The following is a 14,824-nucleotide window of genomic DNA, read 5'->3' on the forward strand; positions in this document are numbered from 1 at the left end:
TGCCAGCCCACACAACTTGCCCCTTCTTACTTTAAAAATCGACGCCGACACCTATCGCGGCACCCGCGAAGGGGTACCTAACCTGGTACGCCTGTTGACCAAGTATCAGGCGCGCGCCACCTTCCTATTCTCGCTCGGCCACGACCATACCGGCTGGGCGCTCAAGCAGGTATTTCGTCCGGGCTTCTTCCAGAAAGTGTCACGCACCTCGGTGGTCGAGCACTATGGCTTGAAGACCCTGATGTATGGCGTGCTGTTGCCGGCCCCGGATATCGGCAAGACTTGTGCAAAATACATGCAAGCAGTGCGCGATGCCGGCTTCGAATGCGGCATCCATACCTGGGACCATCGCGTCTGGCAGGATCACGTGCGGCAGCGCGGCGCGGACTGGACCCAGCAGCAGATGCAACGCGCGTACGACCGCTTCGTCCAGGTTTTCGGCACAACACCGAAAACCCACGGCGCCGCCGGCTGGCAAATGAACCCTTACGCGTTCGAGCAGCTGGAAAAATTCGGCATCGCCTATTCGTCAGATGGACGCGCCATGCTGACCGACAATGGCGCACTCGCAGATAACGCCGCTGGCCCGCATCGGCTGCAAGTGAACGGCAAGACGCTGCCGTGCATCCAATTGCCGACTACACTGCCGACACTCGACGAATTGTTGGGACGCAGTTTCGACGGCGTCGAACTGACACCGTCGAATATCGCGGCCCATATCCTGGCATTGACGGCAACTCCACGCGATCATGTATTTACTCTGCACGCAGAGCTTGAAGGCCAAAAACTCGCCCCCATATTCGAACAATTGCTGCAGGGCTGGCAAGCGCAAGGCTACGATCTGGTCGCGATGGAAGATTATTACCAGCAGGTGAAAGACCAGCCGCTGCCGAGTGTGCCGCTCAACTGGGCGGAATTGCCGGGACGTTCGGGCGAAATGATCATGCAGGCGCAGATGGCGGTTAGCTGAGCGTCAATTGGAAATTGCTGCCGGCGGATAAGGCCACGCTCGTCTACCCTGTTTTGCAAAAGCACTGCTTGCTTGAATATTCTTGCTCAGTCAGTTGGGAACGGGCTGATACGCCGCTTACTGCGACGGCCCCCGAACCCTGTGCCGCAATTATCATTTTTAATGAACAGGACAATACCGTGGCTGACACTCCTTCCATCATCAATATGACAGTGCCCGATTTCACTGCCGCCATGACTGGCGAACAGACGTTCAAGTTATCGAACTATCAGGGCCAGAAAATCGTGCTGTACTTTTATCCGAAAGACAACACGCCAGGCTGCACCACCGAAGCCATCCAGTTTCGCGACCTGTATCCAGAATTCCAGCGGCACAACACCTTGATCTTCGGCATCAGCCGCGACAGCATCCGCTCCCACGAGGGCTTCAAGGCCAAACTGGGCTTGCCGTTCGACCTGATTTCAGATCCTGACGAAACGCTGTGCGCGATGTTCAATGTCATGAAAATGAAAAATATGTACGGCAAAAAAGTACGCGGCATCGAACGTAGTACGTTTGTGATTGACGGCGCCGGCACATTGGTGAAAGAATGGCGTGGAGTGAAGGTGCCAGCGCATGTTGAAGAAGTATTGGAGTTTTTAAGTCATTGAATTCACAAAAAAATAATTTTGGAAGCCGTTTGTGGCAAGGCCTGAAGGCCTTCCCAAACGGCTTTTTTACTTTTTAATTTGTAGATTGCTATCGCTTCCTCCTCGTGATTAATGTTTTTTAACTATTTTTCTGTTGTTCTAGGCGTTGCTTCACCCGTTTGGTCCAGTTCGTGTTATCACCAAAGCGAACATTTATTTCATCTTTAGAGCGAGGTTCTGATGCCCCTACCAAAATTACCGACCAAACCCGCTGCTTTATTGTCTGTGCAGGAGTATCCAAAAGCGGAAGCCGGCAAAGCCGTCAAACCACGTATCGCAGTTGTCGAACCGATTACCCGTATCAAAGAAGTAGCACCGCAGGCCCGCAATAAAGCGGTAGAGGCGCGCAAGACCGACAAGGCCCCGGCTGAGAACTCACGCGCCGCCGAAAAACCGGCCAAGAGCGCCGACAGCCGTCCGAAATCGAACACCAGCCGCGCCGCCGACAAATCCGGTGTCACCAAGCTGTTCGTGCTGGACACCAACGTGCTGATGCATGATCCAACATCGCTGTTCCGTTTCGAGGAACATGACATCTATCTGCCGATGGTGACGCTGGAAGAGCTCGACAACCACAAGAAAGGCATGTCCGAAGTAGCGCGTAATGCGCGCCAGGTTTCACGCTCGCTGGATGCACTGGTTGGCGATGTGGTCGATGACGAAATCGACCATGGCATTCCATTGTCGAAACTCGGCAACAAGGATGCCAAGGGCCACCTGTTCTTCCAGACCAAACTGCAGAATGTCGACCTGCCTGAAGGTCTGCCGGTAGGCAAAGCCGACAACCAGATTCTCGGCGTGGTGCGCGCACTGGAAGCAGAAACCCCGGGCCGTCCGGTGGTGCTGGTGTCGAAAGACATCAACATGCGCATCAAGGCCCGTGCAATGGGCTTGCCGGCGGAAGACTATTTCAATGACCATGTGCTGGAAGATACCGATCTGCTGTACTCGGGCATCCAGCAATTGCCGGACGATTTCTGGATCAAGCACGGCAAGGGCATCGAATCCTGGCAGGAAAACAAGCATGGCACCGGCTATACCTTCTACCGCCTGAGCGGCCCGCTGGTGCCGTCGTTGCTGGTCAACCAGTTCGTGTTCATTGAACCGAAAAACGGTGAACCGGCGTTCTACGGACAAGTCACGCAGATCAACGGCAAGACAGCAGTGCTGCAAACCTTGCGCGACTACGGACACGCCAAGAACAGCGTGTGGGGCATTACCGCCCGCAACCGCGAGCAGAACTTTGCATTGAACCTGCTGATGAATCCCGACTGCGACTTCGTCACCTTGCTGGGCCAGGCCGGTACCGGCAAGACCTTGCTGGCGCTGGCGGCAGGCCTGGCGCAGGTACTGGAAACCAAGACCTACAACGAAATCATCGTGACCCGCGTCACGGTGCCGGTCGGTGAGGATATCGGTTTCCTGCCGGGTACCGAGGAAGAGAAGATGGGGCCGTGGATGGGTGCCTTCGACGACAATCTGGAAGTGCTCAACAAATCCGATTCGGATGCCGGCGAATGGGGTCGCGCCGCCACCCAGGATCTGATTCGTTCACGCATCAAGATCAAGTCGCTCAACTTCATGCGCGGCCGCACTTTCGTCAACAAGTTCCTGATCATCGACGAAGCGCAAAACTTGACGCCGAAGCAAATGAAGACGCTGGTCACGCGTGCCGGTCCGGGCACCAAGATCATCTGCCTGGGCAACATTGCGCAGATCGATACGCCGTACCTGACCGAAGGCTCCAGCGGCCTGACCTATGTGGTCGACCGCTTCAAGGGCTGGTCGCATAGCGGCCACGTGACGCTGGCGCGCGGCGAACGCTCGCGCCTGGCTGATCATGCCAGCGACGTACTGTAACAACGACTGACCGCGGCGCCCAACCAGGCGCTGCAGAGGTCCAGCGGGTGCAATTCGATCTTGATTGAATTGCACCCGTTTTTATTTGGTGGTGCAATATTCGTATTACCCGCCATGAAAGAAACCGCCATGAAACTTGCCATTCTCTCCGACATCCATGGAAACATCCTGGCCCTGGAAGCCGTGCTGGCGGATATCAAGCGCCGTGGTGCCGACCTGATCGTCAATGCCGGCGACATCCTTTCCGGCCCGCTGGAACCATCGGCAACCGCCGATCTGTTGATGCCGCTGCAACTACCTACGATCCGTGGCAACCACGAGCGGCACCTGCTCGACTGCGCAGAGCGGCCGGGCCAACCGAGCGACCAGTTCGCCTATGACAACACGACGGCAACTCAGCGCGACTGGATTCGCTCCCTGCCCGCCACGTTGGAGATCAGCAAAGACGTTTTCATGTGCCATGGCACACCTAACAATGACCTGGTGTATTTTTTGGAACAGGTTGACCAGCATGGCTGTCGCATGGCCGCAGGTAGCGATATCGAAGCCCGTGCAGCGGGCATCGCACACAGCCTGATCATTTGCGGCCACACGCACAAGCCGCGCAGCTGCGCCATTTCGGGCGGACGCCTGGTTGTCAATCCGGGCAGCGTCGGTTTGCAGGCTTATGACGACGACCAGCCCTGCTTCCATACGATTGAGAATGGCAGTCCGCATGCCCGCTACGCCATATGCGAGCAAACCAGCGACGGCTGGAGCGTGGCACACCTGTGCGTCGCCTACGATCATCAGCAGGCAGCACGGACAGCATTGCGAAATGGCCGGCCGGACTGGGCGCAATGGCTGGCCAGCGGAAGAGTTTGAATTTCTCTTTTGACAAATAAAAAAGTCAAAAAAAACGGCGCATCGTTAAATGCGCCGCAACCTTAAGACTGAAATACAAATGTGAAATACGTCAGATGGAAACTAGAATGCCACAGGACGCCATTTCAGCAAACGTTTTTCTAAGGTTGTCAGTAAATAGTCTGCAGCCAGCGCCACCACTGCCAGCACAATCATCGCTGCAAACACGCCGCTGGCGTTGAATGCGCCTTGCGCGGTCGAGATCAACAAGCCGATACCTTGCTTGGAGCCGAGGAATTCCCCCACAACTGCACCGACCAGTGCAAAGCCGAAACTGACATGCAAGCTCGCCAGAATCCAGCTCAGCGCCGATGGAATCACTACCGACATGGTGACCTGGCGCGGCGAGGCGCCGAGGATCTGCGCATTGGCAATCATGTAACGGTCTGCTTCGCGCACGCCCTGGAATGCATTGCCGAACACCACGAAGAACACCATCACCACCGCCAACGCCACTTTGGAAGCCATACCCAGGCCCAGTGCGATGACGAAAATCGATCCCAGCACAACCCGTGGAATCGAGTTGGCAATCTGAATATAAATACTGAAGACATCCGACAGCAGCTTGTTACGGCCCAATAAAATGCCGCAAATGACGCCGGCCACCGAACCGATCAGAAAGCCCAAGACAGTTTCTTCCAGCGTCACCAGCACTTGCGTCCACAGCGGCCCTTGCGAGGTTCCCTCGACGATCCAGTCGTAGATCTGGATTACGATCAATGTTGGCTGCGAAAAGAAAAATGGATCGATCCAGTTCAGCCGCGCCGCCAGTTCCCATCCGCCTAGCGTAATCACCAGGATCGCCAGTCGCAATGAAATCACCAGCCAGTGGCGTTGTTTGATTTTCCGTTGTGCTTCTTGTTCGACAGTCGCCAGGCTGGCCGCGCTGAGTTTGTCGATTGCATGTGCTTGATTCATTGAGTTGCCTTTTTCCTCTCGCCTATTTGAAATCCATATCGAAACAGGCGACGGTATGTAAATGGAATAAATGCCGATGGCTAGTTAGCTGATATGTACTTCTTCACGCAGATCGGCCCAGATCTTGCGCGAGATATCGATGAAGCGCTGCTCGTAGCGCACTTCCGACATGACGCGCGGACGCGGCAGATCGATCTCGTACACGCTCTTCAAGGTGGCAGGACGCGCAGTCAGCACGTAGACCTTGTCGGCCAGCGCAATCGCTTCTTCCAGATCGTGGGTGACGAACACCACCGAACCGGCTTGCGACGACCACAGCTGCAACAGTTCATCCTGCATCAGGGTGCGGGTCTGCATGTCGAGCGCACTGAACGGTTCATCCATCAACAGGATTTCAGGACTGTTGATGAAGGTCTGCGCCAGGGCCACGCGTTTGCGCATGCCGCCGGACAGCTGATGCGGATAGTGGTTGCTGAATTTATCGAGGCCGACGCGGCGTATCCACTCTTCTGCCAGGGCATAGGCGGCGTCTTTCGGCTTGCCGCGGAACAGCGGTCCCGCCGCGACATTGTGCAGCACGCTGCGCCATGGGAACACCGCATCGTTCTGGAACACGAAGCCGATGCGCGGATCGATGCCGTTGACCGGCTCACCCATGATGCGCACCTCGCCGACAGTCGGCTTGAGCAGGCCGGTGATCATGCTGAGGGTGGTCGACTTGCCGCAACCAGTCGGACCGACAATCGCGACGAATTCGCCACGCGCCACGCTCATCGTGAAATCGCGCAGAGCCACGGTAGCCTTGCCGTCCGGCGAAATGAAACGGCAAGAGACGTTACGCAACTCAATGGCCGGCGTGTCGCGCGAAATTTGCTGGCCGGCCGTCGATGGAGCCGCAGCGGATATTGTTTGATTCATTCGATATTTCCTTTGTGAGAACCAGCTTGCACCAGGCGCCCGATTTGCGGCGTGCACGTCCCCCGCGGTAGGCGTGGCGCCTGCCGTTGTGGAACACCTGATACAGACTTAACTAAGCTCTATAACCAAGCTCTATAACTAAGCACCATCACCAAGCATCCTTACTTTGTCGCGCTGACAAATTCGTTGGTGTAGGTTTTGGAGAGGTCGATGTGCTTGCCCTTGACGTTCGGATTAAATCCGGACAACACCTGCAGCACGGTTTCCGGGCCGCCGGCCGGCATTCTTCCATCCGGCGAGAACATCGGCAGGGAGTTTTGCAAGGCCTGCACATACATCGGCTTGTTATTGCCGTAGTAATCCTTCGGCATCTTGTCGGCGATTTCAGCAGCACTATGGGTATTGATGAACTTCAGTGTCTTGACGAAGGCGCGCGCCAACTTGGCGGCTTCTGCCTTGTGCGTATTGAGCCACGGACGCTGGACGTACAGGCTGGAGGCCGGATACAAACCGCCCAGCGCCTTGACGGTGCCCTCCACCGTACGCATGTCGACCAGCACCGACGCATCGCCAGTCTTCAACAACTGCGATACGGTCGGCTCAGTCGTCATGCCGGCATCGATGCGACCTTGCTTGATGGCGACGATGAAAGTATTGTCGGCGCCAACCGGCAGCACCGAGAACTGGTTGGAGGTGATGCCTTGCTTCGCAGCGAGGTATTGCGTCAGGAAATTGGTCGATGAGCCGAGGCCGGTCACACCCAATGTCTTGCCTTTGACGTCGGCCATGCTCTTGATGGTTGCAGCGGCTTTGCTCGACACCATTTCGACTTCGCCCGGCACCTGGCCGAAAATCGTGATTGCAGTGATTTCCTTGCCCTTGCTCTGCAAATCGATCGAGTGATCGTAGAAGCCGACAACGGCTTGCACCGCGCCTGCCAACAGTTCATTTTCAGCATCGACGCCAGCCGGTTGCGACTGCAGTTCGACATCCAGGCCCTCTTCCTTGAAGTAGCCGAGCTGCTCGGTCAGTTTGGCCGGCAGGTAGATCATCTTGGTGATGCCGCCAACCATGATCGTGATCTTGCCCGAATCGGCGGCGACGGCCTGGCCGGCGCACAGCACGCCGGCAGCGGCCAGCAAGGCGGAAATCAGGGAACCTCGGACGAGAGTCTGCATTGTGTTGTCTCCATTTGTTTTTTTGGGATAATGACCGGATCCGCAGGATGCAAGCCGTTGCTCCAGTCTTGGGCGTATTCTAGGCTGCGATAACTTTCATCCAGCTTTCCAAATTCCTGTTATTTTGCATGCAGCGCAACATAACCAAACCATGCCACTTCAATGAAACTACTCCTGATCGAAGACAATCCGCCGCTGGCGCTGTGGCTCAGCAAGATCCTGAAGGAAGAAAAATTCACGCTGGATCTCGCCACCGATGGAGAAGCCGCCGACCGTCTGCTGCAAAGCGAAAGCTACGACGTCGTGCTGCTCGACCTGCAACTGCCGAAGATGAACGGCAAGAGCGTATTGCGGCGGCTGCGCGAGCGCCACAACAACGTGCCGGTGATGATTCTCACCGCCAGCGGTTCGATCGATGAAAAAGTGGATTGTCTCGGCGCCGGCGCCGACGACTATCTGGTCAAGCCATTCGAAGTGCGTGAGCTGGTGGCTCGCATCAAGGCGCTGATCCGCCGCCAGACTCCCGGCAAGGCCGCCGAAATGCATTGCGCCGACCTGCGCTACGACAGCAATACGCGGCAATTCTCGATCGCCGGCCAGTTGCTGGCGCTACCGGGGCGCGAGCACGACGTGCTCGAGATATTGATGCTCAAGCAGGGCAAGACCGTATCGAAGGCAGCGCTGATGAGCAGCGTCTTCGGCCTCGACGACGAGCCCAGCGCAGACGCGATTGAAATCTACATCCATCGTCTGCGCAAGAAACTGGAACACTGCCAGGCTGCGATCATGACACTGCGCGGGCTCGGCTATCTGCTCAAACAGAAAGATCTCAAGTGATCATCAGCCTGCGCCTGCGCTTGCTGCTGTGGCTGCTGATTCCACTGACGCTGTTCGTCGCCATCAGCGCATCGCTGTCGTATCGCAGTGCGCGGCAAACGGCCGATCTAATCCAGGATCATGCACTGCTGGCGTCGGCCCAGGTGATCGCCGGCGCCATTCTCTGGCAGGACGGCGTACCGCATGTCAGCGTGCCGCCGGCGGCGCTGGAGCTGCTGGTTTCGCCCGAACAGGACCAGGTGTATTACCAGGTCATCACCGACCACGAAAAGCTGCTGGCTGGACGTCCCGATTTTCCGGAAATCCTGCGCTTCCCGGTTAGCGCGCCAGCGTTTCGTAGCATCGAATACCATGGCGAGGCCTTGCGCGTCGTCAGCGCCGTACGCACGCTGTACGACAGCGGACAACTGCGTAAGGTAGCGATTCTGGTGGGGCAGACCACCCGCTCCCACGACCAGATGCTGGCCGGGTTATGGCGCCCTGCCCTGCATCGGCAAATCGCCATGTTGCTGCTGGCGATCGCGCTGGTAGTGATCGGCCTGACCATCGAGTTGCGGCCGCTGATGAATTTGAAAGACCAGTTGGCATTGCGCGACGCCACCTCACTGTCACCGATCAAGCCGGGTCAGCTGCAACTGGAACTGCGCCCTATCGTCGAAGCATTGAATCAAACCATCCAGCGCCTCAATGCCCAGGTGGCGGCGCAGAAGCGCTTTATCACCGATGCCGCACACCAGCTGCGCACACCGCTGACGCTGATCGATTCGCAAATCCAGTTTGCGCGCCGCCTCGATGACGAAACCCGGCGCGGCGAAGTGCTGCAAGCGCTGCAGGAAAGCAGCCGCAACATGACCGACCTGACCAACAAGCTCTTGTTGCTGTCACAGGCGGAAGCCGCCAACACCACGGCATTCCTCAGGCATCCGGTGGACCTGATCGCGCTGGCGGCAACCGTGCTGGAAGAGATCGTCGACCTGGCGCAACGCAAGAACATCGACCTCGGCTTCGACACCGATATTGAGCAGGCGTGGGCGATGGGCAACGAAGCCCTGTTCAGCGCCATGCTGATGAACCTGGTCGACAACGCCATCCGCTATACCCCGGCGAACGGCAAAGTGACCGTAACGCTCGCGCTCAACGACGGCTGGATCGATCTCAGCGTCAGTGACGACGGCCCCGGCATTCCGGCCGAAGTCCGCGATCGCGTGTTCGAACGCTTCTTCCGCAACGCTGCTCCGGGGCAAGAAGGCACCGGCCTCGGGCTCGCTATCGTCAAGGAAATCGTCCTCGCTGCGCAAGGCACAGTGACGCTGGGCAGTGGCGAACGACAACGCGGCCTCACCGTGACGGTACGCCTGCCGGCCTGCACGCCAGCGAAGACCGATATTGAAATTCACTGAAGCTTGAACAACACTTCTAGCTTGTGCTCAGCAAAGAATTTTAATTTGCAGTATATTCTTGCCTAGGCAACGATTATTGAAGCAAGAAAATGAGCAATTCGTCCCCATTATTTGATCTCGACACCTATCAGATAGAAGAAAGCATAGGTTATTTGCTGGCCCGTTCGCGTGCCATGCTGGTCAAGAGTTCAGACGAATCGCTGGCCAAATTCGGAATAACCCATGCGCAAGGCGCTATTATCCTGATGTTGTCTACAGGAAAATATTCTACTGCTGCAGACCTGGCGCGCGAGACCTATACCGACGCCGCCTCGACCAAGCGCATGATAGACCGTCTGGCGGCACGTAATCTGATACAGCGCGAACCATGTGCGCATGACCGGCGTTTAATGAAACTGAAGCTGACCGCCGATGGAATTGCCCTATCGACGCAGATACCGAAGGTATTTTGCGGCGTATTGAATAAACATTTTTACGACTTCAGCGCGGAAGAGATTGGCTTCTTGAAATCGATGTTGCGGCGCTTGCTTGCGAGCAATTCGACTGAAGAGAAAACCCATTGACTATGCAATATTAATTTGCCTAACTTTGCCATCCAGCAGTAATCGAAACGTCGTTGCTTCAACAATAAACATAGTCGTCAAATCAAACAAAACCTCGTCAAATCAACACCGACATGAACTCTCATCCATCCACATCCCAGCGCACTTTGCCAAAACTCAGTGCTCAGCGGCTTGCCATCGGCGCCGCTATATTACTGTTGTCGGCTTGCGCCAACTTCAGCGGCATACACAGCACAGCACGTTCCAACAATCCGGACGACTACGCCACGGCAACCTCGCTGCCGGGACAAAGCGGCGCCTGGCCGAATGCGTCATGGGTAAGTGGCATTGGCGGCAGCCAGTTGCAACAACTGGTCGACGAAGCCTTGGCCGGCAATCCTAACCTGCAAGCTGCGGCGGCACGCATCTCGGCGGCACGCGCAATGATCGAAGCCGCCGGCGCGACCGGCAAGCCGCAAGTCGGCGCCAGCCTGTCGGCCACGCGTGAACGCTTTTCCGAGAACAGCATCTACCCGCCTCCGTTCGGCGGCATGTACGTGACCGATTATGAAACCGCACTGAATTTCTCCTACGACCTGGATTTCTGGGGCAAGCACAGCGAGCAGCTACGCTCGGCCATCTCGCAGAGCAAGGCTGCCGAAGCCGAGCACTATGCAGCACGGCTGGCGCTGACTGCGGGTATTGCCAAAGCCTGGCTGCAGTTGGGCCGTCAATATGCCCAGCTGGACCTGACCAACCAGCAACTGGTATTGCGCGACAAGCTGGATAAGCTGACGCAGCAACGCTTCGCCGCCGGCCTGGACACCCAAAGCGACAACCAGCAGAGCCGGCAACAAGTAGCAGGCTTGCGGGCCGAACAAGCGCAATGGCAGGAAGCTATCGCGCTGACCCGCAACCAGCTCGCCGCATTGATGGGCCAAGGCCCGGACCGCGGTTTGAAAATCCCGGTGCCAACCTTGCCGCCAGAAAGCGCCATTGCACTGCCTGACCAACTGCCGCTGGGCTTGCTGGGGCGCCGTCCGGATATAGTCGCTGCACGCTGGCAGGTGGAAGCCGCGCAAAGCGACATCAAGGTTGCCAAGACCGAGTTTTATCCTGATATCAACCTGAGCGGGATGGCCGGTTTTTCCAGCTTGAGCTTTTCTGATTTCCTGAACCACACCAGCAAGGTGGTCGGCATCGGCCCGGCGATCCACTTGCCGATCTTTGAGGGCGGAGCATTGCGCGCCCAACTCAAAGGCCGGGTCGCTGCCTACGATGGCGCCGTCGCAACTTACAACCAGGCGCTGAACGACGCATTCCATGACGTGGCGGATAGCGTGCAATCGCTGCAATCGGCCACAATCCAGGACAAGAACCAGCAGACTGCAGTTGACGCGGCAGAACACGGCATGAAGCTGGCAGAACAAAGGCAACAGGTCGGCACCGCCAACATGCTGCAGGTGGTGAGCACCCAGATTTCCTGGCTGGCGCAGCGCAAGCTCGAGCTGGATGCGCGTGCACGCCGTGCCGATCTGCGGGTCAACCTGATCAAATCCCTGGGCGGCGGCTTTGATGCGTCGGCCGAGGGCATCAGCCCGGCCGAACCGACCCCAGCCAATGGCAGTCCGCAAGTCAGCAGCGCCAATTAATTCACCAATAAACCGTTCACTTATTGCGAAACCCGCATCATGACAACACCAAATCAAACTCCACAAGACTCTTCGGCCGGCGGCGTCGCCGCTGCCGCACCTGCCGCACCTGCCGCACCTGCTGCACCTGCTCCGGCGGCAACCAATGGCAACGGCAAACGCCGCGGCCTGCTGATCGGCGTCACTATCGTTCTGATCATCCTGCTGATCGCTTATGGCATCTGGTGGTTCATCTACGCCCGTCACTACGAAAACACCGACGATGCATACGTCGGCGGCAACGTGGTGCAAGTCACGCCGCAAGTCGGCGGCACGGTATTGGCAATCAACACCGACGATACCGAACTGGTGCAGATCGGCAAACCGCTGGTTGAACTGGACAAGGCCGATGCCAAGGTAGCGCTCGATCAAGCCGAAGCACAACTGGCGCAAACCGTACGCCAGGTGCGCACGCTGTTCGTCAACAACAACACCTACGCATCCAACGTCACCGCACGCAGTGCCGAACTGGACCGCGCCCGCTCCGACCTGGCGCGCCGTCAGCAACTGATCAGCACCGGCGCGGTATCCAAGGAAGAATTGGATCACGCCAAAGTAGCGGTTCAAGGCGCGGAGGCAGCATTGCAAGCCGCACGCGAACAACTGTCATCCAACAAGGTGTTGACCGACCACACATCGGTGGAACAGCACCCGAACGTGCTCAACGCCGCTGCACAAGTACGTAACGCTTACATCAACCTGGCCCGCACCACATTGCTGGCGCCAACCACCGGCTACGTTGCCAAACGCTCGGTGCAGGTCGGCCAGCGCGTTGCCGCAGGCACTCCGCTGCTGTCGATCGTGCCGCTGAATGCCTTGTGGGTTGATGCCAACTTCAAGGAAGTCCAGATCAACAACATGCGCATCGGCCAGCCGGTGACCTTGAAATCGGACTTGTACGGCTCGAAGTTTGAATACCACGGAACAGTGGTTGGCCTGGCCGCTGGTACCGGCTCGGCGTTCGCGCTGCTGCCGGCGCAAAATGCCAGCGGCAACTGGATCAAGATCGTGCAACGGGTTCCGGTGCGGATTTCGCTTGATCCTAAAGACCTGGAAAGCCATCCGCTGCGCATAGGCGTGTCGATGGATGCGACGGTCGACGTGGCCAAAACCGAAGGCACTTCGCTGACTGCAGGCACGGCGCGCACCGCTCCGGCCTACACCACCGACGTCTTCGACAAGAGCGGCCACGAAGCCGACGAGCGCATCGCCAGTATCATCGCCGCCAATAACAATGCAGCTGCGGCACACTAAGCTTGTGTCGACTGCCCTGCCGGATGCCGTCATGACGGCATCCGCCATGCGAACCCTTACCGGAATGCCTTCATGAGTTCCCCAAAACCGGCAGCGCCAGCACGGCCGCCATCGCAACCACTGCCGCCGCTCACCGGCGGCAATCTCGTCATGGGCACGGTAGCTTTATCGCTGGCCGTGTTCATGAACGTGCTCGATTCGTCGATTGCCAACGTTTCCATTCCCGCCATTTCCGGCGACCTTGGCGTATCGCCGCAACAAGGTACCTGGGTCATCACTTCGTTTGCGGTCGCCAATGCGATCTCGGTGCCGCTGACCGGCTGGCTGACCCAGCGCTTCGGCCAGGTTCGCCTGTTTGTCACATCGATCATCCTGTTCGTACTGTCATCCATCCTGTGCGGCCTGGCCCCCAGCATGGAAGTGCTGATTGCAGCGCGGGTGCTGCAGGGTGCAGTTGCCGGGCCGATGATTCCGTTGTCGCAGTCACTGCTGCTATCCAGCTACACGCCCTCAAAGAGCGGCATGGCCCTGGCCTTCTGGGGCATGACCACCCTGGTGGCGCCGGTGATGGGGCCGCTGCTGGGAGGATGGATTTCAGACAATTACACCTGGCCCTGGATTTTCTACATCAACATTCCAGTCGGCATATTTGCCGCCTGGGCCACCTGGTCGATCTACCACAAGCGCGAATCGGTCACCTACAAGCTGCCGATCGATAAGGTCGGGCTAGCGCTGCTGGTGATCTGGGTCGGCTCGTTACAGATCATGCTGGACAAGGGCAAGGAACTCGACTGGTTCAATTCCTCGACCATCGTGATACTGGGCGCAGTTGCACTGGTTGCCTTCATCTATTTCGTGATCTGGGAACTGGGTGATGATCATCCGGTGGTTGATCTGCGGCTGTTCAAGAGCCGCAACTTCAGCGGCGGCGTGATTGCCATTTCAGTCGGTTACGGCCTGATGTTCGGCGGCCTGGTGATCCTGCCGTTGTGGCTGCAAACCACGCTTGGCTATACGGCCACGCTGGCTGGCGAAGTGATGGCGCCGGTGGGGATCTTTGCGATCATCCTGTCGCCCTTCATCGGCAAGCTGCTGCCCAAGATCGATGCGCGCTGGGTGGCTAGCACGGCCTTTTTCATCTTTGCGGTGGTGTTCTACCTGCGTTCGCAATTTACCGAGAACGTCGACACCTTCACGCTGATGATTCCGACCATCATCCAGGGCGCGGCGATGGCCATGTTTTTCATTCCATTGACGTCGATCATCCTGTCCGGCCAACCGCCAGACAAGATTCCATCGGCGGCGGGCTTGTCAAACTTCGTGCGGATCATGTTCGGCGGCATGGGCACCTCGATCACCAGTACCTTGTGGGATCGCCGCACATCGCTGCATCATTCGCAATTGACTGAGTTCACCGGTCCGCACAATCCGGCATTTACCGAAGCGGTGCATAACCTGACCGCGCAAGGCATGCCGGAGCCGGCTGCCTGGGCCACTGTCGACCGACTGATTTCAGTGAAAGCCGCGACCCAGGGCGCCACTGATATTTTCTGGATCTCGGCGGTATTGTTCGTGATGCTGATCGCGCTGGTATGGCTGACCAAACCACAGCGTTCCAGCGTACCGGTCGACGCCGGCGGCGCGCACTGACGGACGCCAACCGG

The 14,824-nt window shown here is 57.7% G+C and carries 13 protein-coding genes; 10 read left to right on the forward strand and 3 right to left on the reverse strand.

What is annotated here, in order from left to right; genetic code table 11:
* Positions 1 to 16 precede the first annotated feature (16 nt).
* The 4 genes from ACIPF8_RS13205 (at position 17) to ACIPF8_RS13220 (ending at position 4,383) form a co-directional block, all read left to right on the forward strand.
* Positions 17 to 970, forward strand: a complete 954-nt coding sequence (locus tag ACIPF8_RS13205) for a polysaccharide deacetylase family protein (RefSeq protein ID WP_400421589.1) — start codon at positions 17 to 19, stop codon at positions 968 to 970.
* Between the two features lie 206 nt (positions 971 to 1,176).
* A complete protein-coding gene (locus ACIPF8_RS13210) occupies positions 1,177 to 1,620 on the forward strand; it encodes a peroxiredoxin (protein ID WP_400421885.1) in 444 nt (147 codons plus the stop codon).
* A 219-nt stretch (positions 1,621 to 1,839) separates the two neighbouring features.
* Positions 1,840 to 3,519, forward strand: coding sequence for a PhoH family protein (locus tag ACIPF8_RS13215; RefSeq protein WP_400421591.1), 1,680 nt, complete (start codon positions 1,840 to 1,842; stop codon positions 3,517 to 3,519).
* Positions 3,520 to 3,648: 129 nt separating this feature from the next.
* Entirely contained in the window at positions 3,649 to 4,383 is a 735-nt protein-coding gene (locus ACIPF8_RS13220; RefSeq protein WP_400421593.1) for a metallophosphoesterase family protein, read from the forward strand.
* Between the two features lie 102 nt (positions 4,384 to 4,485).
* Here the strand turns inward: ACIPF8_RS13220 and ACIPF8_RS13225 are convergent, their stop codons facing one another.
* The 3 genes from ACIPF8_RS13225 to ACIPF8_RS13235 all read right to left on the reverse strand — a co-directional run bounded on the left by ACIPF8_RS13225 (position 4,486) and on the right by ACIPF8_RS13235 (position 7,436).
* The gene (locus ACIPF8_RS13225; protein ID WP_400421595.1) at positions 4,486 to 5,340 is read right to left on the reverse strand and encodes an ABC transporter permease; all 855 of its coding nucleotides are present in this window, start codon (positions 5,338 to 5,340) and stop codon (positions 4,486 to 4,488) included.
* Between the two features lie 84 nt (positions 5,341 to 5,424).
* Entirely contained in the window at positions 5,425 to 6,258 is an 834-nt protein-coding gene (locus ACIPF8_RS13230) for an ABC transporter ATP-binding protein (protein WP_400421597.1), read from the reverse strand.
* A gap of 161 nt (positions 6,259 to 6,419) precedes the next feature.
* Entirely contained in the window at positions 6,420 to 7,436 is a 1,017-nt protein-coding gene (locus ACIPF8_RS13235; RefSeq protein ID WP_400421598.1) for an ABC transporter substrate-binding protein, read from the reverse strand.
* 162 nt (positions 7,437 to 7,598) lie between these two features.
* Between ACIPF8_RS13235 and ACIPF8_RS13240 the strand changes: the two genes are divergently transcribed.
* The 6 genes from ACIPF8_RS13240 to ACIPF8_RS13265 all read left to right on the forward strand — a co-directional run bounded on the left by ACIPF8_RS13240 (position 7,599) and on the right by ACIPF8_RS13265 (position 14,810).
* On the forward strand, positions 7,599 to 8,273 hold the full coding sequence (locus ACIPF8_RS13240) for a response regulator (protein WP_400421600.1): 675 nt from the start codon (positions 7,599 to 7,601) through the stop codon (positions 8,271 to 8,273).
* Positions 8,270 to 9,673, forward strand: a complete 1,404-nt coding sequence (locus tag ACIPF8_RS13245) for a sensor histidine kinase (protein WP_400421602.1) — start codon at positions 8,270 to 8,272, stop codon at positions 9,671 to 9,673. The genes ACIPF8_RS13240 and ACIPF8_RS13245 overlap by 4 nt, the downstream gene beginning before the upstream one ends.
* Before the next feature lie 89 nt (positions 9,674 to 9,762).
* Positions 9,763 to 10,236, forward strand: coding sequence for a MarR family winged helix-turn-helix transcriptional regulator (locus tag ACIPF8_RS13250; RefSeq protein WP_400421604.1), 474 nt, complete (start codon positions 9,763 to 9,765; stop codon positions 10,234 to 10,236).
* Positions 10,237 to 10,349: 113 nt separating this feature from the next.
* Positions 10,350 to 11,867 (forward strand): efflux transporter outer membrane subunit, encoded by a 1,518-nt coding sequence (locus tag ACIPF8_RS13255; protein WP_400421606.1) that lies wholly within the window; start codon positions 10,350 to 10,352, stop codon positions 11,865 to 11,867.
* A 39-nt stretch (positions 11,868 to 11,906) separates the two neighbouring features.
* Complete coding sequence (locus tag ACIPF8_RS13260; RefSeq protein ID WP_400421607.1) at positions 11,907 to 13,160, forward strand: HlyD family efflux transporter periplasmic adaptor subunit; 1,254 nt, start codon at positions 11,907 to 11,909, stop codon at positions 13,158 to 13,160.
* 72 nt (positions 13,161 to 13,232) lie between these two features.
* On the forward strand, positions 13,233 to 14,810 hold the full coding sequence (locus ACIPF8_RS13265) for a DHA2 family efflux MFS transporter permease subunit (protein ID WP_400421609.1): 1,578 nt from the start codon (positions 13,233 to 13,235) through the stop codon (positions 14,808 to 14,810).
* The last annotated feature ends 14 nt before the right edge of the window (positions 14,811 to 14,824 follow it).

The sequence above is a fragment of the Collimonas sp. NPDC087041 genome (assembly GCF_044745265.1).
Classification (GTDB): Bacteria; Pseudomonadota; Gammaproteobacteria; order Burkholderiales; family Burkholderiaceae_D; genus Collimonas.